The sequence below is a fragment of the Bradyrhizobium sp. 87 genome, assembly GCF_023073015.1.
Classification (GTDB): domain Bacteria; phylum Pseudomonadota; class Alphaproteobacteria; order Rhizobiales; family Xanthobacteraceae; genus Bradyrhizobium; species Bradyrhizobium canariense_D.
Map to the genome: position 1 here is coordinate 78649 of NZ_JADPIQ010000075.1, position 26402 is coordinate 105050.

Consider the following 26402-nt stretch of genomic DNA (forward strand, 5'->3'; position numbering starts at 1 on the left):
GTATGAGCACGCGGGCCTTCATTACCGGCGTTTCCGGAACGGAACTAACCGCCGCCGAGCGGGAGTTTATCCGCAGCGAACGCCCGTGGGGCTTCATCCTCTTCAAGCGCAATGTCGAGACGCCGGCTCAAGTTGCTGCACTCGTTGCGGAATTGCGGGCGGTTGCGGGTTTCGCTGATGCCCCTGTCCTGATCGATCAGGAGGGTGGGCGGGTGCAGCGCCTGACGCCGCCGCATTGGCCGGTCTATCCGCCGGGCGCTATTTTCGCAGGCCTCTACGATACTGATTCGGCGCTCGGGCTGACCGCGGCGCGCCTCAGCGCCCGGCTGATCGCGTGCGATCTCGCAGATCTCGGCATTACCGTGGATTGCTTGCCGCTGGCCGACGTGCCGGTGGCTGGCGCCAACGCCGTCATCGGGAACAGGGCTTACGGCACCGAACCGGGAAAGGTCGCCGCGATCGCCCGCGCGGTCACCGAGGGCCTGGAACAGGGTGGCGTGTTGCCGGTGCTCAAGCACATCCCCGGCCATGGCCGAGCTACGGCCGATACCCATTTCAATCTGCCGACGGTCGAGACGTCGCGCGACGAACTGGATCGCACCGACTTCGCGGCATTCAAGCCTTTGGCGGATTTGCCGATGGCCATGACTGCACATGTTGTGTTTAGCGCGGTCGACCCCGCCCATCCGGCGACGACATCTGCGACAATGATCGCTGAGGTGATTCGCGGCGCAATCGGGTTCCAGGGTTTGTTAATGAGTGATGACGTGTCGATGAACGCGCTGTCGGGCAACATCGCCGAACGGACCCGCGCCATTTTTGCGGCCGGCTGCGACATGGCCCTGCATTGCAACGGCAACATCGAGGAAATGCGTGAGGTCGCCGGCCAGACACCCGAACTGGCGGGCAGGGCGCTGGAGCGGGCGAACGCCGCGCTCGCTGCGCGTAAAGGACCGCAACCGTTCGATCGCGCGGCCGCGCGCGCCGAACTGGAGGCATTGATCGCACGGGCAAACACGGCATCGGCATGACCGCAGAAATCCTATCGTTTGAAACCGGGCGGCCCGCAGAGCTCGCCGAGGGTGAGCCGGCGTTGGTGGTGGACGTCGAGGGTTATGAAGGTCCGCTCGACCTGCTGCTCGCACTGGCGCGGCAGCAGAAGGTAGATCTCGCCAAGATCTCGATCCTGGCGCTCGCCGACCAATATCTCCACTTCATCGAAGCCGCGCGAAAGATCCGCCTCGAGCTCGCCGCCGACTATCTCGTGATGGCGGCATGGCTCGCCTTCTTGAAATCGCGTCTGCTGCTGCCGGAGCCGCCGAGTGCGGAAGGCCCGAGCGCGGAGCAGATGGCGACGGCGCTCGCCAACCGCCTGCGCCGGCTGGAGGCGATTCGTGAAGCCGCCAACCGGCTGATGAACCGGCAGCAATTGCTGCGCGACATCTTCCCGCGCGGCGAGCCCGAGCAGATCGCCGAGATCAAGCATCCGAAATACACGGCAACGCTCTATGACCTGCTCACCGCCTATGCCGCGCAGCGCCAGTCGCGCGTGCTGGCGAGCGTGCATCTGGCCAAGCGCACGGTGTGGTCGCTTGCCGAGGCGCGCGCCACGCTGGAGCGGCTCGTCGGAAGCATCAGCGAGCAAGACGATTGGGGCGTTCTCGACGATTTTCTGCTTCAGCATGTCGCCGATCCGACGCAGCGCGCGACGGTGCTCGCCTCGAGTTTCGCGGCTGCGCTCGAGCTGGTGCGCGAAGGTCAGCTCGAGCTGAATCAGAAAGAGGCGTTTGCGCCCATCTATTTCCGGAAGGGGCGCCCCAAGCCGGTCATGGACGCAGCTCCTGCGCCCGATGCGCCGGTCGCTTAAGTGCAACAAGGAGAATCTGCCATGGCAAGCCTGGCTGAAGTGCGGGTAGAAGAGGCCGAGCCGATGGAGAACGAGTCCCAGGCACGTCCCGAAGAATTGCGGCTGCTGGAAGCGCTGCTGTTCGCTTCGAATGAACCGCTGGACACCGCGACGCTGGCCAAGCGCATGCCCGAGGGCGTCGACGTGAAGGCCGCGCTCGAGCAGTTGCAGGCCGACTACTCCCTGCGCGGCGTGAATCTCGTGCGGGTCGCTAACAAATGGACCTTCCGCACCGCGGGCGATCTCGCCTGGCTGATGACCCGCGAGAGCACCGAGACCCGCCGCCTGTCGCGCGCCGCGATCGAGGTGCTGGCGATCATCGCCTATCACCAGCCGGTGACGCGCGCCGAGATCGAGGAGATCCGCGGCGTCGTCACCTCGAAGGGCACGCTGGACGTGCTGCTGGAAACCGGCTGGATCAAGCCGCGCGGTCGTCGCAAGACGCCGGGCCGTCCCTTGACCTTCGGAACCACCGAGGACTTCCTGTCGCAGTTTACTCTGGAACAGCTCGGCGATTTGCCGGGCCTGGAGGAGCTGAAGGGCACGGGCCTGCTGGATTCGCGCCTGCCGACCGGATTCAGCGTGCCGACGCCGTCGGATGACCCGACTTTGCGGGAAGACGAGGATCCGCTGGAGCCGGGCGAGGACCTTGATCTGGCGCTGGCGCCCGCGGTCGAGCCCGAGACGCCGCCGGAAGGCGGCCATGAGGGGGGCGGGGGTGGCAGCGAGGACTGACGTCCCGGCCTTTTACCGGCCGCCTGCGACCAGTTAACACTAGCAAATTTACGTAGCGCCAACAGCGAATTGGCGCTGCCTTGGTCCTTGTTTTTGACACCTGCCAAGCCTAGGTTTCGGTGAAGATCGGCCGGTCCCCGGCCATGCGCGTTTGGAGGGTTGCAGGATGGGTTCACTCAGCATTTGGCACTGGGTCCTGGTGATCGCAGTGGTCCTGCTGCTGTTCGGTCGCGGCAAGATCTCGGATCTGATGGGCGACGTGGCGCAGGGCATCAAGGCGTTCAAGAAGGGCATGCAGGACGACGACAAGGTCGCCGACAAGCCCGAGCCGGCCAAGTCCATCGAGCACAACAATGCCGCGCCGACCGCGGCACGGTCGGACGTCGGCAGCAAGGCCGTCTGAGCCAGAGAGCACGCGAGACGCGGGTAGCGGACCCGATCCTGCGCGCGAGGGATTGGGCCGGCTGCGGCTGGCGTGAACGGAAGACCTCATGTTCGACATCGGGTGGAGTGAACTGGTCCTGATCGGGGTCGTGGCCCTGATCGCCATCGGCCCGAAAGAGCTGCCGGGCGTGCTGCGCATGGTCGGGCAGTGGATGGGCAAGGCGCGCAAGATGGCCGCCGAATTCCAGGGCCAATTCCAGGAAGCGATGCGCGAGGCCGAAATGGCCGACCTCAAGAAGAGCTTCGACGAGGTCAAGGAAGCGGCTTCCGGCTTCGCCGGCAACAATTTGATGACCTCGCTCCAGAAAGACGTCAGCGACGCGCTCCGCGTCGATGCGCTGGACAAGCCCGCCGAGACCTCGATCTCCACCGCTGTCGAACCGTCGGCGACTTCAAGCGAAGCGCTGACGACGCCCACCACGCCGGAAGCGCCGACGCCGGAGACCTTCGTGGAAGCCGAGGCACATGCGGCCGTGAACGAGCCGCTCGCCATCACCCGTGAGGTCGAGCAGGCGCAGGTCGCTCAAGGTTCGGTCACGCAAGATTCGGTCACCCAGGACACTGCGCCGGCCGAGGCGATTAAGGGCGCCAAAGCGTCATGAGCGCCGCCGATATCGAGGCCAGCAAAGCTCCCCTGATGGACCATTTGATCGAGCTGCGTTCGCGGCTGATCAAAGCGCTGCTCGGCTTCGGCATTGCCTTCATCTTCTGCTTCTTCTTCGCCAAGCAGATCTACAACGTGCTGGTCTGGCCGTTCGTGTGGATCGCGGGTCCCGAGAACTCGAAATTCATCTACACCGCGCTGCTGGAATATTTCATCACCCAGCTCAAGCTCGCGCTGTTCGGCGCCGGCTTCATCTCGTTCCCGATCGTCGCGACACAAATCTATAAGTTCGTCGCTCCCGGACTCTACAAGCACGAGAAGCAGGCCTTCCTGCCGTATCTGGTCGCGACCCCGTTCTTCTTCGTGCTGGGCGCAGCACTGGTCTATTTCGTCGTGCTGCCCATGCTGGTCCGCTTCTCGCTCGGCATGCAGCAGGCCGGCAGTGACGAGACCGCGCAGATCCAGCTGCTGCCCAAGGTCGGCGAATATCTGTCGCTGATGATGTCGCTGATCTTCGCCTTCGGCATCGCCTTCCAGCTTCCGGTGATCCTGACGCTGCTGGGGCGCATCGGCATCGTCACGTCTAAAATGCTGCGCGAGAAGCGCCGCTATTTCATCGTCGTTGCCTTCGTCATCGCGGCCGTTCTGACCCCGCCCGATGTGCTCAGCCAGTGCTCGCTCGCGATTCCCTTGCTCGCGCTCTACGAGGGCTCGATCATCGCGGTGGGAATTGTGGAGAAGAAGGCTGCAGCTTCGCAAGCCTCTAGCGGCACCGACGTATCGACGCCGGTTAATCCGGCAGAGTAGGGCGCCCCATACTCCGGTGTCATTCCCCGCGAAAGCGGGGAATCCAGTACGCCGCGGCCTATGGGGAATCAGTGATGTTTCTGGAATACTGGATCGCCCGCTTTCGCGGGCGATGACAGCCGTGCTAGGGGAAGCAGCCATTTGCATAAATGCAAATCCAGGATTTGCAGGGTTGCAACAAGCCCCAGGACCACGGCCATGCACGACATCAAATCGATCCGCGACAACCCGCAAGCCTTCGATGCCGGCCTCGCACGACGCGGCCTGAAGCCGATGTCGGCGTCGCTGCTAGCAATCGACGAGACCCGGCGTGCGGCGATCCTGGCTTCCGAGCAGGCGCAGGCGCGGCGCAATGCGGCCTCAAAGGAAATCGGCGATGCCAAGAAGACGAAGGACGAGGCGCGCGCGGCGAAGCTGATGGCGGAGGTCGCCGAGCTCAAGACCACCATGCCGGAGCTCGAGGCGACCGCGAAGGCTGCCGACGAGGAGCTCGCCAAGGAGCTGGCGGCGATCCCCAATCTGCCGCTCGGCGAGGTGCCCGATGGTGTCGACGAGCACGGCAATGTGCAGCGCCATGTCTTCGGCAACAGGCGCAACTACGCGTTCGTGCCAAAACCCCATGACGATCTCGGCGCCGCGCTCGGTGACATGGATTTCGAGACCGCAGCGAAGCTCTCCGGCGCGCGCTTCGTCGTGTTGAAGAAGGGACTGGCGCGGCTCGAACGCGCGCTCGGCCAGTTCATGCTGAATCTACACGTTGACGAGCACGGCTATACCGAGATCAATCCGCCGCTGCTCGTGCGCAACGAGATCATGTTCGGCACCGGACAATTGCCGAAGTTCGAGGACGACCAGTTCTGGGCGATCAAGGGCGAATTGCTCGCCGCGCCCGACCATGAGCGGCTCCGGACCGAGCGTCTCGGGATCATTCCGACCGCGGAGGTGGCGCTCACCAATCTCGTCCGAGAATCCATCCTCGACGAAAAGCAGCTGCCGATGCGGCTGACTGCGCTGACGCCGTGTTTTCGCGCGGAGGCGGGCGCCGCAGGGCGCGACACCCGCGGCATGATCCGGCAGCACCAGTTCACCAAGGTCGAACTGGTCTCGATCACGACGCCGGAGACGAGCAAGGACGAGCACGAGCGCATGCTCGCCTGTGCCGAGGAAGTGCTGCGACGGCTCGAGCTGCATTACCGCGTGATGACGCTGTGCACCGGGGATATGGGTTTCTCGTCGCAAAAAACCTATGACATCGAGGTCTGGATGCCGGGTCAGGGCGACGGCGGGGCATTCCGCGAGATCTCAAGCTGCTCGGTTTGCGGCGATTTCCAGGCCCGCCGGATGGACGCGCGCTCGCGCGGCCCCGATGGCAAGCCGCGGTTCGTGCACACGCTCAACGGCTCCGGCACAGCGCTAGGCCGCGCGTTGATCGCCGTGATGGAGACCTATCAGCAAGAGGACGGCTCGATTGCGGTCCCCAGCGTGCTCCAGCCCTATATGGGCGGGCTGAAGGTGGTCGCACGCGACTAGGCGTGCCGCCAATCTGAAACGGAGAAACGTTTGGTTGCGAAGATCGGGCGGCCGGTTATCCTGCCGGCCACCCGACAACGCGAACCGATCGTTCATGGCCTTGCACCGCGATATCTTCTGGGTCGGCAGACAATGGGCGGTGACGGGTGCCGGTATCCAGGCCGTCGATCAGCGGCTGCGTGGCGTGCTCGACATCGCGATCACGCGGCTCTGGGACGACGATCTGGTCCAGAGCCGGCGGGCCAAGCCCGGTGTGAATGCAGCCGATTTCGACCAGGCGCTAACGCTGGCACGTGACCGCTTTCCACAGGCGCCGGTGCCGGACCCATTCGTCGCGCAGCTGGAGGCGCTCGGCGTGATTGAGGCGCCGATGGTGAGCCCGGTCGTGCCGGCGATGAGATTGCACGCGGAGGGCCGGCTTGCGCGCTTTCTGCCGCAATGGCGAGTTCGCCGATAACCGCCAAGCCGGCGACCAGGTGCCGCCCGGTCGGCCGGTTTGCCTGATCGGCCCCGGCCGGATAAGACGGCTCAGACCCGCTTCAGGAATCGACCTTTCCCATGCGCATTCTCTGCACCAATGACGACGGCATCCACGCACCCGGCCTCAAGGTCCTGGAGGAGATCGCGCGCGCATTGTCCGATGACGTCTGGGTGGTCGCGCCTGAACTCGACCAGTCCGGCGTGTCGCATTCGCTGTCGCTCAACGATCCGCTGCGCCTGCGCGAGGTCGGTCCGCGGCATTTCGCGGTGCGCGGCACGCCGACCGACTGCGTCATCATGGGCGCGCGCCACATCCTCGGCGCCAAGCTGCCCGATGTCGTGCTGTCCGGCGTCAACAAGGGCCGCAACGTCGCCGAGGACGTGGTCTATTCCGGCACCATCGCCGGTGCGCTGGAGGGCACCATCCTGGGGCTGCCGTCCTTCGCCCTGTCGCAGGAGTTCAGCGTGGAGACCCGCGACCGGCCGCTGTGGGACACGGCCCGCAAATTCGGGCCCGACATCCTGCGCAAGGTGATCGCCGCCGGCATCCCGAAGGACACCGTCATCAACGTCAACTTCCCGGCCTGCGCGCCGGAGGATGTGCTGGGCATCCGCGTGACGCGGCAAGGCAAGCGCAATCTCGGCTTCCTTAGGATCGACGAGCGCAGGGACGGCCGTGGCAATCCGTATTTCTGGATCGGCTTCGAGCGCACCGCGATGATGGATACGCCGGCCGACGGCACCGATCTCGCGGCGCTCCGCGAACGCTACGTCTCCGTCACGCCGCTCAGGCTCGACCGGACCAACGAGGCGTTTTCCGAGGCGCTGAGTGCGACGCTGAAGTAAGTCCGACGCTGAAGTAATCCGACCTGGAATGGGGCCTAGCCGCCGCGAAGCGCGGCTTCGATGGTCTTGCCGAGGGCGTCGAGCTGAAATGGCTTCTGAAGCGCCGGCCGATCGCGGTACTGCTCGGGCAGGCCCGAGGAACCGTATCCGGTGGCGAAGATGAACGGGCAGCCCTTCGCCTTGATGACATCGGCGACCGGCGAGATGACCTTGCCGTTGACGTTGACGTCGAGAATGGCGATGTCGAACTCGGTTGCCTGGGCGAGCCGCATGGCTTCGGTGATGTCGCCCGCCTCGGCTGCGATCTTGTAGCCAAGCTCTTCGAGCATGTCCGCGACCATCATCCTGATCATCACCTCGTCTTCGACGAGGAATACAGAGCGGCCAGTAAGCCCCGTCGCGGTCATGGTCGAGTCCTTGCCCATTGCCAAAAACGTTCGCAGATAACATGAATCGACGCAATGCGCGTTTCGACGAACGGATGCCTGAAAATGGCCATCGCGGCTCGCCCGTTGCAAGCCAATTTATGGTCAACTACGCCATCCGAAGCCTATCATGGGTTCCCTGAGCCGGAACAGGAATCTCGCGCCCAGGTTGGGCGTCCCGGACCGCAAACACAGCACAAGCAGGCAATGACCCCCCATCAGCACCCGCCGGAAAAGATGATGTTTCAGCTCACGCTGAGGCGTCGGGGCATCAGCGACCAGGCGGTCCTGAGGGCCATGGAGGAGGTGCCGCGCGATCAATTCGTCGACGACGCCGATCGGGACGGCGCATATCGCGACAGCGCGCTCCCGATCGCCTGCGGGCAGACCATCAGCCAGCCCTTTGTCGTCGCCTACATGACCGAGCAGCTCCAGCTTCAGAAGAAGCACCGCGTCCTCGAGATCGGCGCCGGCTCGGGCTACCAGGCGGCGGTGCTGTCGCGGCTCGCCGGCCAGGTGTTGACGGTCGAGCGCTACCGCAAGCTTGCGGATGCCGCACGTATCAGGCTTGAAAAACTCAACTATCACAACGTCGAGGTGATGCTGGGCGACGGACTCAATCTGCCCCCCAATATTGGCCCGTTCGATCGCATCATCGTCACGGCCGCGATGGAGCAGCTCCCGGAGAACCTGGTCGAGCGGCTGGAGGTGGGTGGCATCCTGATCGCGCCCGTCGGCCCGCATCAGGGGGTGCAGACGCTGATCCGGCTGAGCCGGACCGAAGCCGGGATCGAGCGCAAGGAACTCGTCGAGGTCCGCTTCGTGCCGGCGCTGCCCGGCGTGGCGCGGGAGCTGTAGAATTCCGGATTGGCTGCGCTGCCAACATCTTATTGGGAGGGTTAAGCCGTTATTTACTCGGCGCGTGTTTACTTAAAACACCAGTTCTGTTGCGTACGAGTGAGTAACCATGTCCGTTGCCGCCGAGTTGCTTTACTCGCGCCGTGTGCCGCAGGTCGCGGTGCTGGCGCTGATCTCCTTCAGCTTCGCAGGGTGCAGCGCCGACATGTCGTCGCGCATGTCCCAGTCGAACTTCTCCAATCCCTTCGCGCAGGAATCGACCGGTTCGGTGCAGCAGGCCCCGCCGCCGCAGCGTGAGTTGCCGCAATATTCGCGGCCGCAGACGCAGTCCGGTTATTATCAGTCGCAGCCTTTGCCGCCGGCGGTATCCACGCCGCAATCCTACCCCGTTGCAGCAGGCGGTGTGTCCGGAGGCGGACGCGGCGTGGGCTCCTACGCACCCCCGGCGCAGCCGCATCTCGAGACCACGGCCACCGTGCCGCCACGCTCGGTTGCAGCCGCCCAGCCGGTCGGCGGAACCAAGATCATCGTCGGCACCAGCGATACGCTCGACCTGCTTGCCAAACGCTATCGCGTCACGCCGCAGGCGATCCTCGCCGCCAACGGCTATAAGGGGCCGCGCGCGCTCTCGCCCGGCCAGCAACTGATCATTCCGCACCAAGCTACGGCGGCTGCGCCCGCGCCGCTCATGGCTCCCGTTGCCGCTGCCCCAGCGCCCGCTGCGAAGCCGGTTGCGGCCGTTGCCGCGCCGTCAAGCACGCACTTCGTGAACCACGGCGACACGCTCGCCAGCATTGCCCGCAAGAACCATATCTCGGCGGCCGAATTGGCCCGCGCCAACGGCCTCGATCCCTCTGCAAAACTCAAGCTCGGCGCCAGGCTGGCCGTGCCCGGGGCCAAGACCGCCGCTGTCGCAGCACCGCTTGCCGCGGCTCCGGTCGGAGCCGCTCCCGTCGCGGGGACGCTGCAGCCGGTTGCTGCCGCGCCTGCGCCCGCCACCAAGATGGCCGCCGTCGCCGCGCCGGTGCAGAGCGCGCGCCTGGCCCAGGCCACCGCCAACGTCGAAGACAAGGCCGCGGACACTCCCGCGAAAGCTGCGGAGACCACCAGCGCGCTGCCGACTTTCCGCTGGCCGGTGCGCGGCAAGGTGGTCACGAGCTACGGCGCCAAGACCAATGGCAAATCCAACGACGGCATCAATCTCGCGGTGCCCGAGGGCACGCCGGTCAAGGCGGCCGAAGACGGTGTCGTTGCCTATTCCGGCAACGAGCTGAAAGGTTACGGCAATCTGGTCCTGGTTCGGCACTCCAACGGCTACGTCACCGCATATGCCCATGCGAGTGAGCTGATGGTGAAGCGCGGCGATACCATCAAGCGCGGCCAGGTCATTGCCAAGTCGGGTCAATCCGGGGAGGTGGCGTCGCCGCAGCTCCACTTCGAGATCCGCAAGGGATCGAGCCCGGTTGATCCGCTTCAATTCCTGAACGGGGCGTGATGAGGCCTACATTGTCTCCCAACTGAAGCTGTCGTCGCCCGGCTTGACCGGGCGACCCAGTACGCCGCGGCCTCTCGATCGATCACAACCGTCTCTGGAATACTGGATCGCCCGCTTTCGCGGGCGATGACAGTTTTGGGTTGGGCTATGACTGTGGCTACGTCGCCGCCAGCTTGACGCCGAGCCGTCCCGCAAGCTCCTGGACGAACTGCCAGGCGACACGGCCCGAGCGCGAGCCGCGCGTCGTCGACCATTCAAGTGCCTCGCGTTCCAGGGCGTCATCGTCGATCTTCACGCCGAAATGGCTGCAATAGCCCCGCACCATGGCGAGATATTCGTCCTGGCTGCACCGGTGGAAGCCGAGCCAGAGACCGAAGCGATCCGACAGCGAGACCTTCTCCTCGACGGCTTCGCCGGGATTGATCGCGGTCGAGCGCTCGTTCTCGATCATCTCGCGCGCCAGCAGATGGCGGCGGTTGGAGGTGGCGTAGAGGATGACGTTCTCCGGCCGCCCCTCGATGCCGCCTTCGAGCACCGCCTTGAGCGATTTGTAGGACGCATCATTGCCGTCGAACGAGAGGTCGTCACAGAACACGATGAAACGGAAGGATGAGGCGCGAAGCTGTTCCATGAGGGCGGGCAGGCTCTCAATGTCCTCGCGATGAATCTCGATCAGCTTCAGTCTGTCGGCCGGTTTGCGCTCCGCGTTGATGCTGGCATGCGCCGCCTTCACCAGCGACGACTTGCCCATGCCGCGCGCGCCCCAGAGCAGCGCGTTGTTGGCGGGCAATCCGTTGGCGAAACGCTCGGTGTTCTCCATCAGGATGTCGCGCATCCGGTCGACGCCCTTGAGCAGGAACATTTCGACGCGGCTGACCCGCGGCACCGCCGCAAGGCGGCCGTCCGGGTGCCAGACGAAAGCATCCGCCTGCTTGAACGACTCGCGTTCGGCGGCGGGCTTGCCTTGCGCGGAGAGGTGCGCCGCAATCGTCTCCAGCGCGCGAACGATGCGCTGCTGGGAGACGTTTTGGTTCGTCTTGGACGTCGTCTTGGAAATCGTCTTGGAAGCCGCCTTGAGGGCCACCTTGGGACGTTTTGCCGCGACGCCGGCTGCCTTCGCGGCAGGGGTGCGAGGGCCTTTGCCGGCCGGGCTTTTGCTTGGTTTTTGGGGCATGTCCGAAGTTCCTGAGAATGCAGCCTTATCGGGCCTGTGCGCGCGCCGCAAGGTGGCTAAAAGGGCGGTCTGGCAGCGTTGCAATTGGGGCAATGGCCGCTATAGTCCGCGCGAATTTGACCGAACCGGTCGCCATTTGGGCCTGACCGGTTTTCCCCCGTTCTCACGAGGATCGTCCGAATGCTGATTACCCCTGCGTATGCCCAGGCTGCGGGCGCCGGCGACACCAGCGGCATGTTGATGTCGCTGCTGCCGTTCGCCCTGATCTTCGTGATCATGTACTTCCTGATTCTGCGTCCGCAGCAGAAGAAGGTCCGTGACCACGCCGACCTGGTGAAGAACATCCGCCGCGGCGACACCGTCGTGACCTCGGGCGGTCTCGTCGGCAAGGTCACCAAGGTCGTCGACGACGACCAGATCGAGTTCGAGATCGCCGATGGCGTGCGCGTGCGGCAGATGCGCTCGATGGTCTCCGGCGTACGCGCCAAGGGCGAGCCGGCCAAGGAATCCAAGGAAAGCGCCAAGGAAGACGCCGCGTCGAAGTGAGTGCTTCCGCGAGTCTCTCAAGTTTTCCTGCAAATCTCCTGATCTGACAGGTCCAGTCGATGTTGTATTTCACGCGGTGGAAGGCGCTCGGGATTATCCTGACGGCGCTGATCGTGTGCCTCTGCGCGGTCCCGAACTTCTTCCCCGAAGCGCAGGTCAAGACCTGGCCCGCCTGGGCGCAGCGTCGGCTCGTGCTCGGCCTCGATCTTCAAGGCGGCTCCTATCTGCTGCTCGAGGTCGACGGCAACTATGTGAAGAAGGAGCGGCTCGACCAGGTCCGCGACGACGTTCGCCGGACGCTGCGCGATGCCAAGATCGGCTTCACCGGCGGCGTCACCGTGCGCAACGACGCGGCCGAGGTTCGGATCACCAAGGAATCCGATCTGCAGCCTGCGCTCGCCAAGCTGCGCGAGCTGTCCCAGCCGCTGGGAGGACTGGTCGGATCCAGCGGTCAGCGCGACCTGGATGTGACTGACGCCGGCGGTGGCGTGATCCGCCTTACGATCCCACAGGCCGCGATGCTCGACCGCATGCGCAAGACGATCGAGCAGTCGATCCAGATCGTCGAACGCCGCGTCAACGAGCTCGGCACCGTCGAGCCTGTCATCCAGCGCCAGGGTAACGACCGCATCCTGGTGCAGGTCCCCGGCCTCCAGGACCCGACTCGTCTGAAGGAATTGCTGGGCAAGACCGCGAAGATGGAATTCCGCATGGTCGATACGTCGGTGCCGCCCGATCAGGCGCAGCAAGGACGTTTGCCGCCGGAATCCGAGCTTCTGATGAGCGCGTCACCGCCGCCCACACCCTATGTGGTCAAGAAGCAGGTGCTGGTCGCCGGCGGCGACCTGACCGATGCCCAAGCGAGCTTCGACCAGCGCACCAGCGAACCCGTCGTGAGTTTCAAGTTCAATACGTCGGGCGCGCGCAAGTTCTCGCAGGCCACGCAAGAGAACGTCGGGCTGCCTTTTGCGATCGTGCTCGACAACAAGGTCATCTCGGCTCCCGTGATCCGCGAGCCCATCACCGGCGGACAAGGCCAGATCTCGGGCAGTTTCACGGTGCAATCGGCCAACGATCTCGCGATCCTGCTGCGCGCCGGCGCGCTGCCGGCACCGCTCACGGTGGTCGAGGAGCGCACCGTCGGTCCGGGCCTCGGCCAGGACTCGATCGAAAAGGGCGAGCTCGCCGCCTATGTCGGCTCGATCTTGGTCATCATCTTCATGCTCTTGACCTACCGGCTGTTCGGCGTGTTCGCCAACATCGCGGTGGCCATCAACGTCGCCATGATCTTCGGCCTGTTGTCGCTTCTCAACGCCACGCTGACGCTGCCCGGCATCGCGGGCATCGTGCTCACCGTCGGTATCGCGGTCGATTCCAACGTGCTGATCTACGAGCGCATCCGCGAGGAGTTGCGTGGCGGCCGCAACGCGATCTCGGCGATCGACGCCGGCTTCAAGCGGGCGCTTGCGACCATCCTCGATTCCAACATCACCACTTTTATTGCCGCCGCGGTGCTGTTCTACATCGGTACCGGTCCGGTGCGCGGCTTCGCCGTGACGCTCGGAATCGGCATCATCACCACGGTGTTCACCGCTTTCACCCTGACCCGGCTGATCGTGGCCTGGTGGGTGCGGTGGAAGCGGCCGCAGAGCGTGCCGATCTAGGAGCCTGATCGTGAATCACACTGTTCTCATCGGGCTCGGCGTCCTCATTGCCATTCTCACCGTGGTTGCGGCATTCGGCTGGCTGCCGTCGCTGCGCATCGTCCCCGACGATACCCATTTCGACTTCACGCGTTTTCGCCGGATCAGCTTCCCGATCTCGGCGGCGTTGTCGATCGTCGCGATCACGCTGTTCTTCACCCATGGACTGAATTTCGGCATCGACTTCCGCGGCGGCACCCTACTGGAGGTGCAGGCCAAGTCCGGCACCGCCGATATTGCGGCGATGCGTACGACGTTGGATGCCCTGCGTCTGGGCGAAGTCCAGTTGCAGCAATTCGGCGGCCCCGCCGATGTCCTGATCCGTGTCGCGGAGCAGCCGGGCGGCGACGCCGCCCAGCAGGAGGCCGTGCAGAAGGTCCGCACCGCGCTTGGCGATTCCGTCGACTATCGCCGCGTCGAGGTGGTGGGACCGCGCGTATCGGGCGAATTGCTCGCCTACGGCATGCTCGGCCTGATGCTGGCGATCGTCTCGATCCTGATCTACCTCTGGTTCCGATTCGAGTGGCAGTTCGCGCTTGGCGCCATGATCGCCAACGTGCACGACATCGTGCTCACGATCGGGTTCATGTCGATCAGTCAGGTCGATTTCGACCTGACCAGCATCGCGGCGCTTCTGACGATTTTGGGCTATTCGCTCAACGACACCGTCGTCATCTACGACCGCATCCGTGAAATGCTGCGGCGCTACAAGAAGATGCCGATGCCGCAGCTCCTCAACGAATCAATCAACTCGACGCTGTCGCGCTCGATCATCACCCATTTCACTGTGACGCTGGCGCTGCTGGCCCTGCTGCTGTTCGGCGGCCATGCCATCCACAGCTTCACCGCGGTCATGATGTTCGGCGTGGTGCTGGTCGGCACCTATACCTCGATCTTCATTGCGGCCCCGATCCTGATCTATCTCGGCGTCGGCGAGCATCGCGAGGATGCGGTCGATAAGGCTACGCCGGCGAAGAAAAGCAAGGCATGATCCGAACCGCATGCCCTCGCAGGAGTTTGGGAGGGCAGTAAGCTCATTCGGACGAAGCTCATGGCCGGCGATCCCAACGCACCGCATTTCCCCCGCTCGGCGCCGATCGAAGCCTATGGCAAGGGCGGCTTTGCCTTTGCCGGCATGTCGCATCGGGGATCGCTGCTTTGCCTGCCCGACGCGATCTGGGCCTGGGACATAACGGACCCTGCAAAGATCGACCGCTATTCGCTGGATCGAGTCTTCAAGTCTGCCAACAGCATCGACACGCTCCTGGTCGGCACCGGAACCGGGGCCTGGCTGCCGCCGCCGGAACTGCGCCAGGCGCTCAAAGCGGCGAGGGTGGTGCTGGATGCGATGCAGACCGGTCCCGCCGTGCGTACCTACAACATCATGATGGGCGAACGGCGGCGCGTCGCGGCCGCGCTGATCGCCGTGCCATGAGTGGCTCCGCGCCGCCGCCGGATTCTGCTGCGTTCTGTGCTGACCTCGTGCGCAGCCACGACTTTCCGCACTATGCCGCGACCCTGTTCGCGCCCGCTGCCGAGCGCCGCGGGCTGCTGGCGCTCTATGCCTTCAATGTCGAGATCGTCCGCGTCCGCGATCAGGTGAGCCAGCCCTTGCCCGGTGAAATCCGCCTGCAATGGTGGACCGACATGCTGTCGGGCCAAGTCCATGGCAGTGCCGAGGGCAATCCGGTGGCGGCGGAGCTGCTCCGCGCAATCCGTGATTTCGACCTGCCGGTCGAGCCGCTGTCGCTGCTCGCCGACGAGCATCAATTCGATCTCTACAACGACCTAATGCTAACAATGGCGGCGCTGGAGGGCTACCTCGCGGCGACCTCATCGGCGCTGTTCGATCTCGCCGCCCGGATCATGGGACCAGCGTCGGCGGCGGCCGAGCATCTCGCCCGCCATGCCGGGCTGGCGCAGGGCATCGTACAGGTCATCGCCAATCTGCCGCGCGATGCGGCGCGCCGGCAATTGTTCCTGCCGCAGCAGGTGCTGGCGAGCCACGATTGCGACGTGGAAGACGTGTTCGCCGGAAAGGAGACGCCAAACTTGCGCGCCGCGCTGGGCCAACTCTCGGGCGAGGCGCAGCAACATTTGACGACGGCCTTGTCGCTGCTGGTGGAGGTGCCGGCATCAGTGCGTCCAGCGTTCCTTCCGCTCGGACAAGCGCGGGCCGACCTCAAGCGCCTGTCGCAACCCGGGCGCAATCCATTTACGCCGCAACCGTCATCGCGGCTGCGTACGCTGTGGACGCTGTGGCGGGCTTCACGTTCGCGGGAATTTACCAAATAGCGGTTGGCTTATCGCCGGAGCCGCGCAAATGCTCTATGCTGTCCTATGGCTGAGTTGTCCCAAACCATATCTTCCGATCTGGGCGGCCTTCCGGTCGTACCGGCCGACATCCATGCCGCCGCCGAGACGATCCGCGGCGCCGTCGTCGAGACGCCCTGTAGCTACAGCCGCACGCTGAGCAATATCTGCGGCTGCGACATCTGGCTGAAATTCGAGAACCTCCAGTTCACGTCCTCGTTCAAGGAGCGCGGCGCGCTCAACCGCCTCAAGGCGCTGACGCCGGAGGAGCGCGCGCGGGGCGTCGTCGCGATGTCGGCGGGTAACCACGCGCAGGGCGTCGCCTATCACGCCAAGCGGCTCGGCATTCCCGCCACTATCGTCATGCCGGTCGGCACGCCCATGGTGAAGGTCGAGAACACCAGGCATCACGGCGCCGAGGTGGTGGTGACGGGCGCCACGCTGGAGGAGGCGGCCGCGTATGCGCGCAGCCACGGCGAAGTCCATGGCATGATCTTCGTCCATCCCTATGACGATCCGCTTGTCATCGCAGGGCAGGGCACGGTCGGGCTGGAAATACTCGAGGCCGTGCCGGAGCTCGATACGCTGGTCGTCCCGATCGGCGGCGGTGGCCTGATCAGCGGGATCGCCATTGCCGCGAAATCGATCAAGCCGTCGCTGCGGATCCTCGGCGTCGAGGCCTGGCTCTACCCCTCGATGTACAATGCCATCCATGACGGCAATTTGCCGGCACGTGGCGACACACTCGCGGAAGGCATCGCGGTGAAGTCGCCCGGCAAGATCACGACCGAAATCGTCCGCCGCCTTGTCGACGACATTGCGCTCGTCAACGAAGCCGAGCTCGAGCGCGCGGTGGCGACCCTGATCTCGATCGAGAAGACGGTCGTGGAAGGCGCCGGTGCCGCTGGCCTCGCCGCGCTGATGTCCGACCCGTCCCGTTTCGCCGGTCAGAAGGTCGGGCTGGTGCTGAGCGGCGGCAATATTGACACACGTCTGATCGCATCGGTCCTGACCCGCGAGTTGGCGCGCGAGGGGCGGCTCACCCAATTGTCGCTCGACATTCCCGACAGGCCCGGCCAATTGGCTGCGGTCGCGGCACTGCTGGCCGAGGCCGGCGCCAACATCATCGAGGTCTCGCACCAGCGCACGTTCTCGGATCTTCCGGCCAAGGCGACGTTGCTGCAATTGGTGATTGAAACCCGCGACAGCGCCCATCTCGACGAGGTCATGGCGAAGCTTGGCGCATCCGGATTGAGTGCGCGCTGTACCTGAGCGTGCATGATCGCCGCTATCGCCGCGTCAAACCCGCCAAATGGGCGATCAGCCGATCGATCTCCGCGTCCGTATTGTAGTAGTGCGGGGAGGCGCGCACCACCGGCGGCAGCGAGCGGATTTCGGCATCGATGCGCGTGCTCGACGGATCTGAGGCACCGATCGTGATGCCGGCTGCGGCCGCGTCGCTGACGACCGCTTCCGCCTCGTACCCTTCCACCGTGAAGCTGACGATGGCTCCCGGAGCGCGTCCGAGGTCGCGAACTCTGATGCCGCGAATGGATGCAAGGCCGCCCCGGAGGCGGTCCGCCAGCATGCGGCAACGCCGCTCGATCGGGCCGATCCCGATATCGAGGGCATAATCGACAGCCGCGCCGAGCCCAAGCCGGGCTGCGTAGTTGTTCTCCCAGGTCTCAAAACGGCGCGCATCGTCACGCAGCCGAAAAGCGTCCCGGGAGACCCAGGGTGCGGCGAAGTGATCGATCATTGGCGGTTCGAGCCGCTGCAGCATTTTTCGGCCGACGTAGAGAAAGCCGGTGCCGCGCGGGCCGCGGAGGAATTTACGCCCGGTCCCCGACAACATGTCACAGCCGATGGCCTCGACGTCGACCACCATCTGTCCGACTGCCTGGCAGGCGTCGAGCAGATAGGGGATGCCGTGCGCCCGCGCTATCTTGCCGACGGCTGCAGCCGGATTGACCAGCCCGCCATTGGTCGGAACCCAGGTGATCGCAATCAGCTTCACGCGCTCATCGATCATGCGTTCGAGCGCGTCGACGTCGAGCTCGCCGCTGGCATCGCTCGGCACGACGTCGATCGCGACGCCTGTTCGGTTGGCGACCTGAAGAAAGGCGACATAGTTGGCCGCGTACTCCGCCTCGGCGGTCAGGATCCGGTCGCCCTTGCTGAATGGAAGCGCGTAAAAAGCCATCTGCCAGGCAACCGTCGCGTTCTCCATGAGGGCGATCTCATCGGGCGCGGCGTTCAGGAGGCGGGCGACCGAGCCGTAAACGGATTCAAGTCGGCGCGCCTCGCGGTCGGCGGCGGCATAGCCTCCGATCTCGCTCTCCAGATCGATGTGTTCCTTCATCGCCGCAACAACCGACGCCGGCATCAGCGCTGCGCCCGCGTTGTGGAGATAGGCGAGCCGAGAGGCAGCCGGCGTGTCGCGACGAATTCGGTCGATATCCATCATCCATGCCTCCGCGTCTCGCGATCCTCGTGCATGGATTAAACGCGTCGAGGGATGCGAACAAGATGGCCAAGCTTGGTCTCAGATGCAAAGGCCGAGCAGCTTGATGTGGCAGCCGCTGGATTTTGGCTTGCTGGCGGGCGCAGCCTCGCGCTTCACCGCAACCAGCGGCTCCCCGTCTTTCTTGCCTTTGCCTTTGCCCTTCGGCTCGTAGTCGCCGGCGATCACCACTGCCCAATAGGTGCGCTTGCCGCTAGCGTTTTTCGCGCTCGCGATCCCGACGCGGGAAGCGTTATGCAGCAGCAGATTCTTGCGGTGTCCCGACGAGTCGATCCACTGTCCGAGGGTCTTCTCGAAATTGTCGTAGCCGTAGGCGATGTTCTCGGCGGCGCGGCCTGCGCCGGCCGGTGCGACCCGGCGGTTGAACGGGCCGAGGGCGTCGTGACTGAGGTCGTCCTTCGTCGCCATCGCGCGCGCCTGGTCCATGGCGATGCGGTCGAGGGTCGAATCGCGGACGACGCGGACCTCACCATGCTTGAGGCGGAAGCTCGAGATCAGCTCGGCGGGGGACTCGGCCATTGCGGACGTGGTGGCGAGCAGCAGAAGGCTAGCGATCAGGCCGCCAACCACACGATGCATCATGTACCCCCGAGTGCCCATGACCCCGCCAAGTCCCCCCGCCAAGTTCGAATTATCGGATCGCTTCTCTATCGCCAATGTGGACGCTTCAAGGCGTGATCCACGTTAGCTCGCCGGCAGGTCGGCCTCGAAATTGAAGCGGTCGCGCAGGTTCTTGCGCTGCTCCAGGATGTCCTTGAGGAAAGCACGGTCCTGGTCGTTCTTCATCATCGGCTCGATCAGGTCGAGCTGGTTCATGGCGACCAGTTGCAGGATCTCCGTGCGCGGCTTGCCGTCCGGATTGCGTGGCAGTGCGTGCACGACCTGGATGTGTTCCGGCGGCTTTGGCCCCTTGGCAGCGGTGAGCTCGTTGCGCAATTGGCCTTCGAGCGCGGCCTGATCGGCTTCGACGAAGGCATAGAGGCCGACACCGGAGCGGCGATCGGCAAAGGCGACGATGGCGGTGTCGCGCACGGCGGGGTTCTTGCGGATCAATTCTGCCAGCACCGGCGCGTCGTTGACGAGCCTTCGGCCGCCGCCTTCACGGTCGGTGAAGTTGAACAGGCCGCGGGTGATTGCCCGATAGACCTTCTTGCCGGTGGCGAGCCAGAGGCTGGCGGCGAACGACTTCTTCGCCAGGATCTTGCGCTCGCGCGGCGTCAGCGCCTCGGGCGCGTAGGATCGCTTGTGCTTGAGCAGATGCCGGAGATCTTCATAGGCCAGAATCCGGTAAAGCCGGCCGCGACGGTCGAAGCAGGCGGCGAGCTGGAAGTCGGTCACATAGGCGCGACCGTCGCGGCCGACCAGCCAGTTCTGTTCCTTGGCAAGATCGTTGTGACAGATTCCGGCGCGGCGCAGCCGTCGCAGCGCGGCCTTCGCCGAGCGAAAATAGGCGAGGTCGCCATGCGGTTTCGCCAGATGCAGTGCGACACCATCGACGAAGCTGCGCACCAGCGCGCGGCGTCCGGCCCACAGCAGCTCCGGGCCGACATCGAGTCCCTTAGCGAGTGCCAGCGCATGCTTCTCGCGGGCGAACAGGTGGCGCGCCAAAAGGAATGACCACCACGGCACCTCGTCAAGGCGGCGCAGCACCGCGTCGACCTCGCCGTCATCGTCGCGGAATCGGCCGCGCTCGACGGTCGAGAACACGTCGCGCTTGAGCAGCACGCCCTCGGTCCAGCGCGCCGAGAGTGTTGCGGCGTCGTCTTTGGGAAGGTTCATCGAAAACTCACGCCGCGGCGGCAATGCGCAGGTGATCGGCGATCCAGCGATCGAGATCGGCGAGCGCCAGCGCGCTCATCGCCTGCTTTTTGGCCACCGTCTTCTCGTTCCCGCGCAGCCGGCTTCCGTCGGGTTTCTTCGTCGGTGCGCTGGCGAGCGGCGGGAACAGGCCGAAATTGATGTTCATCGGCTGGAACGAGCGCGTGCCGGGCTCGATGGTCTCGATATGGCCGCCGGTGATGTGGCCGAGCAGGGATCCGAGCGCAGTCGTGACCGGCGGACTCGCAAGCGTCTCGCCGCGCACCTCCGCTGCCGCATAGAGACCGGCAATCAGGCCGACGCTGGCGGATTCCACATAGCCCTCGCAGCCCGTCATCTGGCCGGCAAAGCGCAGCCGCGGCTGCGCGCGCAGGCGCAATTGGCCGTCGAGCAGCTTTGGCGAGTTGAGAAAGGTGTTGCGATGCAGGCCGCCGAGGCGAGCAAATTCGGCCTTCTCCAGCCCCGGAATGGTGCGGAAGATGCGCTGCTGCTCGCCGTATTTCAGTTTCGTCTGGAAGCCGACGATGTTGTAGAGCGTGCCGAGCTTGTTGTCCTGGCGCAGCTGCACGATCGCGTAGGCCTTGGTGGTGGGATCGTGCGGATTGGTGAGGCCGACCGGCTTCATCGGTCCATGGCGGAGAGTCTCGGGGCCGCGTTCCGCCATGACCTCGATTGGCAGACAGCCGTCGAAATAGGGCGTGTTGGTCTCCCATTCCTTGAACTCGGTCTTCTCGCCGGCGACCAGCGCTGCGACGAAGCCGTCATACTGCTCCTTTGTCATCGGGCAGTTGATGTAGTCGGCGCCGGTGCCGCCGGGACCGACCTTGTCGTAGCGTGACTGAAACCAGGCCACCGACATGTCGATGGATTCGCGGTGCACGATCGGCGCGATCGCGTCGAAGAAGGCGAGGGCGTTCTCGTCGGTCAACTCGCGGATCGCATCGGCCAGCGGCGCCGAAGTGAGGGGGCCGGTCGCAACGATGACGTTGCTCCACTCGGCCGGCGGCAGGCCTGCGACCTCACCGCGGGCGATCTCGATCAGCGGATGATCGTTCAGCGCCTTGGTGACGGCCGCCGAGAAGCCGTCGCGGTCCACCGCCAGCGCGCCGCCGGCGGGTACCTGGTTGGCGTCGGCTGCGCGCATGATCAGCGAATCGAAGCGGCGCATCTCGGCATGCAGCAGGCCGACGGCGTTGTTGGCGGCATCGTCCGAGCGGAACGAATTGGAGCAGACGAGCTCGGCAAGCCCATCGGTGCGGTGTGCCTCGGTCATGCGGGTCGGCCGCATCTCATGCAGCACCACGGGCACGCCGGATTTGGCCACCTGCCAGGCGGCTTCGGAGCCGGCAAGGCCTGCGCCGATCACATGCACGGTATTTGATTGGGGTCCTGTCATGGGGCGGACAGGTAGCGCTTTTCGGCGATCAGTGGAATCGCCGAGATCGAGTTTTCTGCCTCCGGATGCGACAACGCCCGCACGAGGCGGGCGCTATCGGTCCTTCCGGTTCAGGGCTGAACGATATCAGCCCTGATACTGACCGGCGGCAACGCGCGGGATGTCGGAGCGATCGAGGCCGATATCGGAAAGCTCGCGATCGCTGAGCTGGGACAGCTCGGCAACATTGCGCTGATAGTCCCGGAAAGCTTGGATCATGCGGATGAGCGAGAGCAGCATTGGTAATCTCCTGTAGTTCGATTCAGCTCTTGCCCGAGCCTCATCGTTGAAATGAATATAGGTGAGAGTGGTGCAGTGCGAAAGTTCCGATGCTGCGATGCAGCTAAGCGCTGAGTGCATGGCGCTGGTAACGGACGATTAACCCGAAAGCACTCCCGCCCAAAGGGTAGGCGGAACAGGGAGCACAGGTCTGAAGTCCCGTGAATTCACGGATTTGCTATGGGCTAGTCGGTTCCGTTCGGAGCGAAATAAGTCGCTTTGCTCTTGTCCGCAAGCGGATCGACTAGCTTCTATAACCAAGTCTCACATGCGAGAATCGCATGATTCTAATGAACTGATACTCATTACTTGGCGCGTGCGTACACTTTTGCCAACTCTCGCCAGCGATTCGCCTGGTTGCAGCGGATCCACATGACGAAGGGCGGCGAGTCAGGACTATCCCGCTTGGTTAGCCACAACCGTCCCCGCTCGCAGTGCACACACGCTGAACGTGTGGCGTTGATTACAAGCGCGTAATGAAAATCAGAAATTTTGCATGCAGCTCTGCGCGCCGCGCAACATCACGCAATTCTCGCAGGGAATTCATTGCGTCAAGTTGCCGCGCCCGGAGGAAGGTGATGTCGCAGATTCCGGCAATGTCGCTGGCTCTGGCCCAAGAACAAGAGAAGGAAGGTAACGTCATGACGAAGTTACTCGGGGTTGTCGCAATTGCCGCCGTTGCGTTCGCCCTCACGCCGGCCCAGGCCGCCAAGCACGCCGCCGGCGGCTGCAGCTCGGCCAATTTGGAGAAGACAGAGACCGCGATCGAAAACATGGCCGATGGTGACGGCAAGTTCGTCGCGCAGAAGGAGATCGCGGCCGCGCAGGACTCGCTGCTCAACGGCAAAATGGGTGCGTGCGGCGCGCATCTGAACAAAGCGATGCACGCCACCATGGGCAAATAGGAACTTCAGGAACGCATTAGGAGAGGGCCGGTCGCCGAGCGATCGGCCCTACGCTTTTGTCCTGCAAGCATCTCATCTAAGGGGCGCGCGCGAGCTGGGTGGCGAAATAGGCGACGGTCTTCGAGTAGACCTCGCTCTTGTTCCACTGCTGCAGCACCGCGAAATTCGGACTGCCCGGCTGCCAATCCTTACCCTTCTGCCAGCCATAACCAGCAAGATAGTTCGCGGTGGAGGCGAGCACGTCAGGGGCGTTGTGCAGGAGATCGCGCTTACCATTGCCGTCGAAATCGACGGCGTATTTCATCCATGACGACGGCATGAACTGGGTCTGTCCGAGCTCGCCGGCCCAGGCGCCCTTCATGTCGGCCGGTGCGAGGTCGCCGCGCTGGACAATGCGGAGCGCATCCAACAGCTCGGCGCGAAACTGCTCGGAGCGCCGGCAGTCATAGGCCAGCGTCGCCAGTGAGCGGATGGTCGCGAACTTGCCGGTATTGACGCCGAAATCGGTCTCGAGACCCCAGATCGCGACCAGCACCTCGCCAGGCACGCCGTAGGTCTGCTCGATACGCGACAGCACCGAGCCGTATTGCTTCATCATGTTGGAGCCGCGCGTCAGGCGCGGCGGCACCATGCGGCCGGAAAACTCCTCGAAGGTCTGGCTGAAGACCTTCTGCGAGCGGTCGCGGTTGAGCACGTTCTGATCGAGCGTCACACCGGCGAGCCCGGCAGAAATGGCCTGTTGCGAGACGCCCTTGGCCGCGGCGTCCGTTTTGAAGTCTGCAAGCCACGCGTCGAAATTGCCTGAACCGCAGGCAACAGCGGCGAGCGCTGGCTGAGCGGATAGGATGGACGCGGTGATGGCTAAGGCTGCGAGGGCGAGACGAGAAATCGTCGGGGTCATTCGAGCAAATAAATTCCGTGAAGTGATCTGAACGGCGCGCGCAATCTCGATGGAAACCGCGGCCAAAGCAAGGCGTATGACAGTGCGCGATCCTGCCCGCACCGGGGCAGGATCGCATGTCACGATATCGTCAGGCGTCGGTCCGATTGCGCCAGGGGAAGAGGTTGGCGGGGAAGTCGGCGGCCGGCTTGCGTGCACGATGCGGCGGAGGCGGCACCGGACGCGCGCCCGGATCGGCCGAGATCACCTTGCGGTAGAGATGCCAGGTGGCATGGCCGAGCACGGGGACCACCACGGCAAGGCCGAGGAAGGCCGGAATGGTGCCCAGCGCCAGCAGGACGGCCACGATCAGGCCCCAGGCCGCCATCGGCACCGGGTTCTTCGCGACGACGCGCAGTGACGTCACCATGGCCTCGAACGCGCCGGCATGGCGGTCAAGCATCAGCGGGAACGACACGGCGCTGATGCACAGCGCGGCAAGGGCGAACAGGAAGCCGGTGCCGCAGCCGACCACGATCAGCCACCAGCCTTGCCGGCTCGTGAGCACGCGCGTCAGAAAATCCGAGATCCCGGATGCGCCTTCATAGCCGAAAGCGGCGACATAAATTGCCTGCGCGGTCGCAACCCAGGTCACGAACAGGGCTAGCAGCAGCGCCCCGAGACCGAGCATGGCGCCGAACGAGGGCGAACGCAGCACCTCCATGGCATCCCAGGCGCTGGCCTCCTCATGGCGCTCGCGCCGGCTGGAGAGCTCGTAGAGACCGAGAGCGGCGAACGGGCCGATTAGCGCGAAGCCTGCGGCCAGCGGGAACAACAACGGCAACACTGAATAGCCCATCACCACGCGGGCGAGCACGAGGCCCAGCACAGGATAGATCACGCAGAGGATGATGGCGTGGCTCGGCACCGCCTTGAAATCGTCCCAGCCGCGCTTGAGCGCATCCTGCAGATCGGAGAGTTGGATGGTTCGGATCACCGGTCCAGCCGCTTCGGCGGTCTGGGCCATGGACGGGACATTGCCCGGGTAGAGTGTGGCCATGGTCGCTAGCTCCCTTGCCATGCGGCCGCATCTGGCGCCAGCAACGGCGCAAGCGGCCGCTATTCTGAGTTTCGCGATCCCCAACCAGACGCGAATTCCGGATGGCATCGCGAACTGAACGTCAACCGTACGCCCATTTGCGAGTCCTGTCCCTCACGCTTGGGTGAGATTCGATGCCGCGGTGCAATCTCTACAGTGTCATTCGGTCGTTATTTCGCCGCAGATAAGCTGATGCTGCGTGCTTGTTCGCGGAACTTTGGCGGGCGCAACGACGCAACTTGGTCTATAAGTGCCACTCAAGGCCCTTCCAGCGGGTCCTTTTCGGGGAGCAGACATGAGCATTTTCGGGAAAATTATGGGCGCGATCTTCGGTAGCCAGCCAGCTTCCGCCGCGCCCGCAGGCAGCGCACCGTCGGGCAGCGCGCCCGCAGGGGCCGCGCCGAGCGGATCCGCGGCGACGGTGGACGTTGCCGCGATCGTCGACGCGGCGGCCGCTGCGCACAAGGGCGAAAAGCTGGAATGGCGCACCTCGATCGTCGATCTGATGAAGGCGCTCGACATCGATTCCAGCCTCGCTGCGCGCAAGGACCTCGCCAAGGAGCTCGGCTACAGCGGCGACACTAACGATTCCGCGACCATGAACGTCTGGCTGCACAAGCAGGTGATGTCCAAGCTCGCCGCCAATGGCGGCAAGCTGCCGCCGGAGATCAAGCACTGACCGATCGCCCGGTCGCAATCCAAGGGCCCGCGATCGCGCGGGCCCTTTTGCATTCAGGCGACGAGATCCGCATCTTCCGGATGCCTGTCGAGATAATCGACGACGAAACCGCAACCGGCAATCACCTTCCTGCCGTCGCGCCGGATCAATTCCAGCGCGCCCTTGACCAGCTCGGAGCCGATGCCGCGGCCGCGCAGCGCGCGCGGCGTCTCGGTGTGGGTGATGATCACCGCCGACGGCGTCAGCCGGTAATTGGCGAAGGCGATTTCGCTGCCGACATCGAGCTCGAAGCGGCTTCTGTCCTTGTTATCCCGTACCGACGGCGCCATGCAAAAATCCTTCCGACATGCTGCTTGCCTCTGATCTAGGCGCCTCAACCGGTCCTTGCCAAGGTGCGAGCAAGAGTGGTTGCCGCAGGGGAGATATCCGGAAACTGCGTCGTTATGGAAGCTCGGGGCGTTGTAGCCCCCCGCCGCTTCTCGCAACGCCCGCGTTGGATCTCTTCCTAGGCCTGATCGCCCGGATGCTTCAATCGGTCGCCTTGGCGAGCCTGGAATCCTCCGGCTGCGCCTGCGGGCGCAGGCATCCCTGGCAGATGACGAGGGAACGGTTGACCCTGGCGTCCCGTTCCTCCTCGATGCCATCCTTCGCCTGCCACCATTCCTTTGAATAGGGCTGAAGCGCGGCTTGCGACCTGTTGCGCTCGGATCGGGCCGCGCGCGCTGGTTCTGAAGCAGCGCGCGGGTGATTGGGATTTTCGCCGGCGCCGTCCCAGGCATAGCGCGCGGGCTTGAAGGCGGGATCGGAGGCGAGGTGCGCTTGTGGGCCCACGGCACATCCGGCAAGCGCCAGCGATAACATGAGGAGGGCGGGCGCTTTGACCATGATGCGGCACTCTTTACGCGAGAACTGAACGA

At 64.4% G+C, this 26402-nt stretch carries 30 protein-coding genes; 19 read left to right on the forward strand and 11 right to left on the reverse strand.

What is annotated here, in order from left to right:
* Positions 1–2: 2 nt before the first annotated feature.
* The 9 genes from nagZ (at position 3) to surE (ending at position 7352) form a co-directional block, all read left to right on the forward strand.
* On the forward strand, positions 3–1031 hold the full coding sequence (nagZ, locus tag IVB50_RS16950; RefSeq protein WP_247296617.1) for a beta-N-acetylhexosaminidase: 1029 nt from the start codon (positions 3–5) through the stop codon (positions 1029–1031).
* Positions 1028–1867: a ScpA family protein gene (locus IVB50_RS16955; RefSeq protein WP_007590654.1), complete on the forward strand. Its 840-nt coding sequence runs from the start codon at positions 1028–1030 to the stop codon at positions 1865–1867. The genes nagZ and IVB50_RS16955 overlap by 4 nt, the downstream gene beginning before the upstream one ends.
* A 21-nt stretch (positions 1868–1888) precedes the next feature.
* Entirely contained in the window at positions 1889–2641 is a 753-nt protein-coding gene (gene scpB / locus IVB50_RS16960) for an SMC-Scp complex subunit ScpB (protein WP_018458030.1), read from the forward strand.
* 166 nt (positions 2642–2807) lie between these two features.
* Positions 2808–3044 carry a twin-arginine translocase TatA/TatE family subunit gene (locus IVB50_RS16965; RefSeq protein ID WP_007610722.1) on the forward strand — a complete coding sequence of 79 codons (237 nt, stop codon included), beginning with the start codon at positions 2808–2810 and terminating at the stop codon, positions 3042–3044.
* A gap of 88 nt (positions 3045–3132) precedes the next feature.
* Positions 3133–3687 (forward strand): Sec-independent protein translocase protein TatB, encoded by a 555-nt coding sequence (tatB, locus tag IVB50_RS16970; RefSeq protein WP_018458029.1) that lies wholly within the window; start codon positions 3133–3135, stop codon positions 3685–3687.
* Positions 3684–4496, forward strand: coding sequence for a twin-arginine translocase subunit TatC (gene tatC, locus IVB50_RS16975; RefSeq protein WP_247296619.1), 813 nt, complete (start codon positions 3684–3686; stop codon positions 4494–4496). The genes tatB and tatC overlap by 4 nt, the downstream gene beginning before the upstream one ends.
* A 198-nt stretch (positions 4497–4694) precedes the next feature.
* Positions 4695–6026 (forward strand): serine--tRNA ligase, encoded by a 1332-nt coding sequence (gene serS, locus IVB50_RS16980; RefSeq protein ID WP_018458027.1) that lies wholly within the window; start codon positions 4695–4697, stop codon positions 6024–6026.
* A gap of 94 nt (positions 6027–6120) precedes the next feature.
* On the forward strand, positions 6121–6483 hold the full coding sequence (locus IVB50_RS16985; RefSeq protein ID WP_085353194.1) for a hypothetical protein: 363 nt from the start codon (positions 6121–6123) through the stop codon (positions 6481–6483).
* 101 nt (positions 6484–6584) lie between these two features.
* A complete protein-coding gene (gene surE, locus IVB50_RS16990) occupies positions 6585–7352 on the forward strand; it encodes a 5'/3'-nucleotidase SurE (protein WP_085353192.1) in 768 nt (255 codons plus the stop codon).
* Positions 7353–7387: 35 nt separating this feature from the next.
* Here surE and IVB50_RS16995 read toward each other — a convergent pair whose 3' ends face one another.
* Positions 7388–7759 carry a response regulator gene (locus IVB50_RS16995; protein WP_007590670.1) on the reverse strand — a complete coding sequence of 124 codons (372 nt, stop codon included), beginning with the start codon at positions 7757–7759 and terminating at the stop codon, positions 7388–7390.
* Between the two features lie 225 nt (positions 7760–7984).
* Between IVB50_RS16995 and IVB50_RS17000 the strand changes: the two genes are divergently transcribed.
* Positions 7985–8635 carry a protein-L-isoaspartate(D-aspartate) O-methyltransferase gene (locus IVB50_RS17000; protein ID WP_026233485.1) on the forward strand — a complete coding sequence of 217 codons (651 nt, stop codon included), beginning with the start codon at positions 7985–7987 and terminating at the stop codon, positions 8633–8635.
* 109 nt (positions 8636–8744) lie between these two features.
* Positions 8745–10130, forward strand: a complete 1386-nt coding sequence (locus tag IVB50_RS17005; RefSeq protein WP_204511287.1) for a LysM peptidoglycan-binding domain-containing M23 family metallopeptidase — start codon at positions 8745–8747, stop codon at positions 10128–10130.
* A 157-nt stretch (positions 10131–10287) separates the two neighbouring features.
* On the opposite strand, the gene IVB50_RS17010 is transcribed toward IVB50_RS17005, so the two are convergent.
* Positions 10288–11304 carry an ATP-binding protein gene (locus IVB50_RS17010; protein ID WP_018458021.1) on the reverse strand — a complete coding sequence of 339 codons (1017 nt, stop codon included), beginning with the start codon at positions 11302–11304 and terminating at the stop codon, positions 10288–10290.
* A 180-nt stretch (positions 11305–11484) separates the two neighbouring features.
* On the opposite strand from IVB50_RS17010, the gene yajC reads away from it, so the two are divergent.
* From yajC to IVB50_RS17040, 6 genes are read left to right on the forward strand one after another with little or no spacing between them, the layout of a single operon-like run.
* Entirely contained in the window at positions 11485–11850 is a 366-nt protein-coding gene (gene yajC, locus IVB50_RS17015) for a preprotein translocase subunit YajC (protein WP_007610701.1), read from the forward strand.
* A gap of 59 nt (positions 11851–11909) precedes the next feature.
* Positions 11910–13514 carry a protein translocase subunit SecD gene (secD, locus tag IVB50_RS17020; protein ID WP_018458020.1) on the forward strand — a complete coding sequence of 535 codons (1605 nt, stop codon included), beginning with the start codon at positions 11910–11912 and terminating at the stop codon, positions 13512–13514.
* A 10-nt stretch (positions 13515–13524) separates the two neighbouring features.
* A complete protein-coding gene (secF, locus tag IVB50_RS17025) occupies positions 13525–14544 on the forward strand; it encodes a protein translocase subunit SecF (protein WP_018458019.1) in 1020 nt (339 codons plus the stop codon).
* Positions 14545–14604: 60 nt separating this feature from the next.
* Complete coding sequence (locus IVB50_RS17030) at positions 14605–14988, forward strand: Mth938-like domain-containing protein (RefSeq protein WP_247296622.1); 384 nt, start codon at positions 14605–14607, stop codon at positions 14986–14988.
* Positions 14985–15848 (forward strand): phytoene/squalene synthase family protein, encoded by an 864-nt coding sequence (locus IVB50_RS17035; RefSeq protein WP_247296624.1) that lies wholly within the window; start codon positions 14985–14987, stop codon positions 15846–15848. Before IVB50_RS17030 ends, IVB50_RS17035 begins: the two co-directional genes overlap by 4 nt.
* 45 nt (positions 15849–15893) lie before the next feature.
* Positions 15894–17138 carry a threonine ammonia-lyase gene (locus tag IVB50_RS17040; RefSeq protein WP_018458016.1) on the forward strand — a complete coding sequence of 415 codons (1245 nt, stop codon included), beginning with the start codon at positions 15894–15896 and terminating at the stop codon, positions 17136–17138.
* Positions 17139–17154: 16 nt separating this feature from the next.
* Here IVB50_RS17040 and IVB50_RS17045 read toward each other — a convergent pair whose 3' ends face one another.
* The 5 genes from IVB50_RS17045 to IVB50_RS17065 all read right to left on the reverse strand — a co-directional run bounded on the left by IVB50_RS17045 (position 17155) and on the right by IVB50_RS17065 (position 21883).
* Positions 17155–18333 carry an aminotransferase class V-fold PLP-dependent enzyme gene (locus IVB50_RS17045; RefSeq protein WP_247296626.1) on the reverse strand — a complete coding sequence of 393 codons (1179 nt, stop codon included), beginning with the start codon at positions 18331–18333 and terminating at the stop codon, positions 17155–17157.
* Positions 18334–18411: 78 nt separating this feature from the next.
* A complete protein-coding gene (locus IVB50_RS17050) occupies positions 18412–18990 on the reverse strand; it encodes a CAP domain-containing protein (RefSeq protein WP_247296627.1) in 579 nt (192 codons plus the stop codon).
* Between the two features lie 84 nt (positions 18991–19074).
* Entirely contained in the window at positions 19075–20169 is a 1095-nt protein-coding gene (locus IVB50_RS17055; RefSeq protein WP_085384637.1) for a serine/threonine protein kinase, read from the reverse strand.
* 7 nt (positions 20170–20176) lie between these two features.
* A complete protein-coding gene (gene trmFO / locus IVB50_RS17060; RefSeq protein ID WP_247296629.1) occupies positions 20177–21604 on the reverse strand; it encodes a methylenetetrahydrofolate--tRNA-(uracil(54)-C(5))-methyltransferase (FADH(2)-oxidizing) TrmFO in 1428 nt (475 codons plus the stop codon).
* Between the two features lie 126 nt (positions 21605–21730).
* Positions 21731–21883 (reverse strand): DUF1127 domain-containing protein, encoded by a 153-nt coding sequence (locus tag IVB50_RS17065; protein WP_018458011.1) that lies wholly within the window; start codon positions 21881–21883, stop codon positions 21731–21733.
* A gap of 617 nt (positions 21884–22500) precedes the next feature.
* On the opposite strand from IVB50_RS17065, the gene IVB50_RS17070 reads away from it, so the two are divergent.
* On the forward strand, positions 22501–22827 hold the full coding sequence (locus tag IVB50_RS17070) for a hypothetical protein (protein ID WP_247296631.1): 327 nt from the start codon (positions 22501–22503) through the stop codon (positions 22825–22827).
* Between the two features lie 76 nt (positions 22828–22903).
* Here the strand turns inward: IVB50_RS17070 and IVB50_RS17075 are convergent, their stop codons facing one another.
* Together IVB50_RS17075 and IVB50_RS17080 are read right to left on the reverse strand one after the other, a co-directional pair.
* Entirely contained in the window at positions 22904–23728 is an 825-nt protein-coding gene (locus tag IVB50_RS17075; RefSeq protein WP_018458009.1) for a lytic murein transglycosylase, read from the reverse strand.
* A 130-nt stretch (positions 23729–23858) separates the two neighbouring features.
* On the reverse strand, positions 23859–24767 hold the full coding sequence (locus IVB50_RS17080; protein ID WP_247296633.1) for a DUF2189 domain-containing protein: 909 nt from the start codon (positions 24765–24767) through the stop codon (positions 23859–23861).
* A 334-nt stretch (positions 24768–25101) separates the two neighbouring features.
* Between IVB50_RS17080 and IVB50_RS17085 the strand changes: the two genes are divergently transcribed.
* Positions 25102–25485, forward strand: coding sequence for a DUF3597 domain-containing protein (locus tag IVB50_RS17085; protein WP_026233480.1), 384 nt, complete (start codon positions 25102–25104; stop codon positions 25483–25485).
* A gap of 53 nt (positions 25486–25538) precedes the next feature.
* Here the strand turns inward: IVB50_RS17085 and IVB50_RS17090 are convergent, their stop codons facing one another.
* Both IVB50_RS17090 and IVB50_RS17095 read right to left on the reverse strand, forming a co-directional pair.
* Positions 25539–25814 (reverse strand): GNAT family N-acetyltransferase, encoded by a 276-nt coding sequence (locus tag IVB50_RS17090; protein WP_018458006.1) that lies wholly within the window; start codon positions 25812–25814, stop codon positions 25539–25541.
* 199 nt (positions 25815–26013) lie between these two features.
* A complete protein-coding gene (locus tag IVB50_RS17095) occupies positions 26014–26370 on the reverse strand; it encodes a hypothetical protein (protein WP_204511279.1) in 357 nt (118 codons plus the stop codon).
* Between the last annotated feature and the right edge of the window lie 32 nt (positions 26371–26402).

Excerpts from the sequence above, each read along its gene's own strand:
- nagZ (WP_247296617.1), top strand. The coding sequence starts at position 3 with ATGAGCACGCGGGCCTTCATTACCGGCGTTTCCGGAACGGAACTAACC.
- IVB50_RS16955 (WP_007590654.1), top strand. The coding sequence starts at position 1,028 with ATGACCGCAGAAATCCTATCGTTTGAAACCGGGCGGCCCGCAGAGCTC.
- scpB (WP_018458030.1), top strand. The coding sequence starts at position 1,889 with ATGGCAAGCCTGGCTGAAGTGCGGGTAGAAGAGGCCGAGCCGATGGAG.
- IVB50_RS16965 (WP_007610722.1), top strand. The coding sequence starts at position 2,808 with ATGGGTTCACTCAGCATTTGGCACTGGGTCCTGGTGATCGCAGTGGTC.
- tatB (WP_018458029.1), top strand. The coding sequence starts at position 3,133 with ATGTTCGACATCGGGTGGAGTGAACTGGTCCTGATCGGGGTCGTGGCC.
- tatC (WP_247296619.1), top strand. The coding sequence starts at position 3,684 with ATGAGCGCCGCCGATATCGAGGCCAGCAAAGCTCCCCTGATGGACCAT.
- serS (WP_018458027.1), top strand. The coding sequence starts at position 4,695 with ATGCACGACATCAAATCGATCCGCGACAACCCGCAAGCCTTCGATGCC.
- IVB50_RS16985 (WP_085353194.1), top strand. The coding sequence starts at position 6,121 with ATGGCCTTGCACCGCGATATCTTCTGGGTCGGCAGACAATGGGCGGTG.
- surE (WP_085353192.1), top strand. The coding sequence starts at position 6,585 with ATGCGCATTCTCTGCACCAATGACGACGGCATCCACGCACCCGGCCTC.
- IVB50_RS16995 (WP_007590670.1), bottom strand. The coding sequence starts at position 7,759 with ATGACCGCGACGGGGCTTACTGGCCGCTCTGTATTCCTCGTCGAAGAC.
- IVB50_RS17000 (WP_026233485.1), top strand. The coding sequence starts at position 7,985 with ATGACCCCCCATCAGCACCCGCCGGAAAAGATGATGTTTCAGCTCACG.
- IVB50_RS17005 (WP_204511287.1), top strand. The coding sequence starts at position 8,745 with ATGTCCGTTGCCGCCGAGTTGCTTTACTCGCGCCGTGTGCCGCAGGTC.
- IVB50_RS17010 (WP_018458021.1), bottom strand. The coding sequence starts at position 11,304 with ATGCCCCAAAAACCAAGCAAAAGCCCGGCCGGCAAAGGCCCTCGCACC.
- yajC (WP_007610701.1), top strand. The coding sequence starts at position 11,485 with ATGCTGATTACCCCTGCGTATGCCCAGGCTGCGGGCGCCGGCGACACC.
- secD (WP_018458020.1), top strand. The coding sequence starts at position 11,910 with ATGTTGTATTTCACGCGGTGGAAGGCGCTCGGGATTATCCTGACGGCG.
- IVB50_RS17030 (WP_247296622.1), top strand. The coding sequence starts at position 14,605 with ATGGCCGGCGATCCCAACGCACCGCATTTCCCCCGCTCGGCGCCGATC.
- IVB50_RS17035 (WP_247296624.1), top strand. The coding sequence starts at position 14,985 with ATGAGTGGCTCCGCGCCGCCGCCGGATTCTGCTGCGTTCTGTGCTGAC.
- IVB50_RS17040 (WP_018458016.1), top strand. The coding sequence starts at position 15,894 with ATGGCTGAGTTGTCCCAAACCATATCTTCCGATCTGGGCGGCCTTCCG.
- IVB50_RS17045 (WP_247296626.1), bottom strand. The coding sequence starts at position 18,333 with ATGATGGATATCGACCGAATTCGTCGCGACACGCCGGCTGCCTCTCGG.
- IVB50_RS17050 (WP_247296627.1), bottom strand. The coding sequence starts at position 18,990 with ATGGGCACTCGGGGGTACATGATGCATCGTGTGGTTGGCGGCCTGATC.
- IVB50_RS17055 (WP_085384637.1), bottom strand. The coding sequence starts at position 20,169 with ATGAACCTTCCCAAAGACGACGCCGCAACACTCTCGGCGCGCTGGACC.
- trmFO (WP_247296629.1), bottom strand. The coding sequence starts at position 21,604 with ATGACAGGACCCCAATCAAATACCGTGCATGTGATCGGCGCAGGCCTT.
- IVB50_RS17065 (WP_018458011.1), bottom strand. The coding sequence starts at position 21,883 with ATGCTGCTCTCGCTCATCCGCATGATCCAAGCTTTCCGGGACTATCAG.
- IVB50_RS17070 (WP_247296631.1), top strand. The coding sequence starts at position 22,501 with ATGTCGCAGATTCCGGCAATGTCGCTGGCTCTGGCCCAAGAACAAGAG.
- IVB50_RS17075 (WP_018458009.1), bottom strand. The coding sequence starts at position 23,728 with ATGACCCCGACGATTTCTCGTCTCGCCCTCGCAGCCTTAGCCATCACC.
- IVB50_RS17080 (WP_247296633.1), bottom strand. The coding sequence starts at position 24,767 with ATGGCCACACTCTACCCGGGCAATGTCCCGTCCATGGCCCAGACCGCC.
- IVB50_RS17085 (WP_026233480.1), top strand. The coding sequence starts at position 25,102 with ATGAGCATTTTCGGGAAAATTATGGGCGCGATCTTCGGTAGCCAGCCA.
- IVB50_RS17090 (WP_018458006.1), bottom strand. The coding sequence starts at position 25,814 with ATGGCGCCGTCGGTACGGGATAACAAGGACAGAAGCCGCTTCGAGCTC.
- IVB50_RS17095 (WP_204511279.1), bottom strand. The coding sequence starts at position 26,370 with ATGGTCAAAGCGCCCGCCCTCCTCATGTTATCGCTGGCGCTTGCCGGA.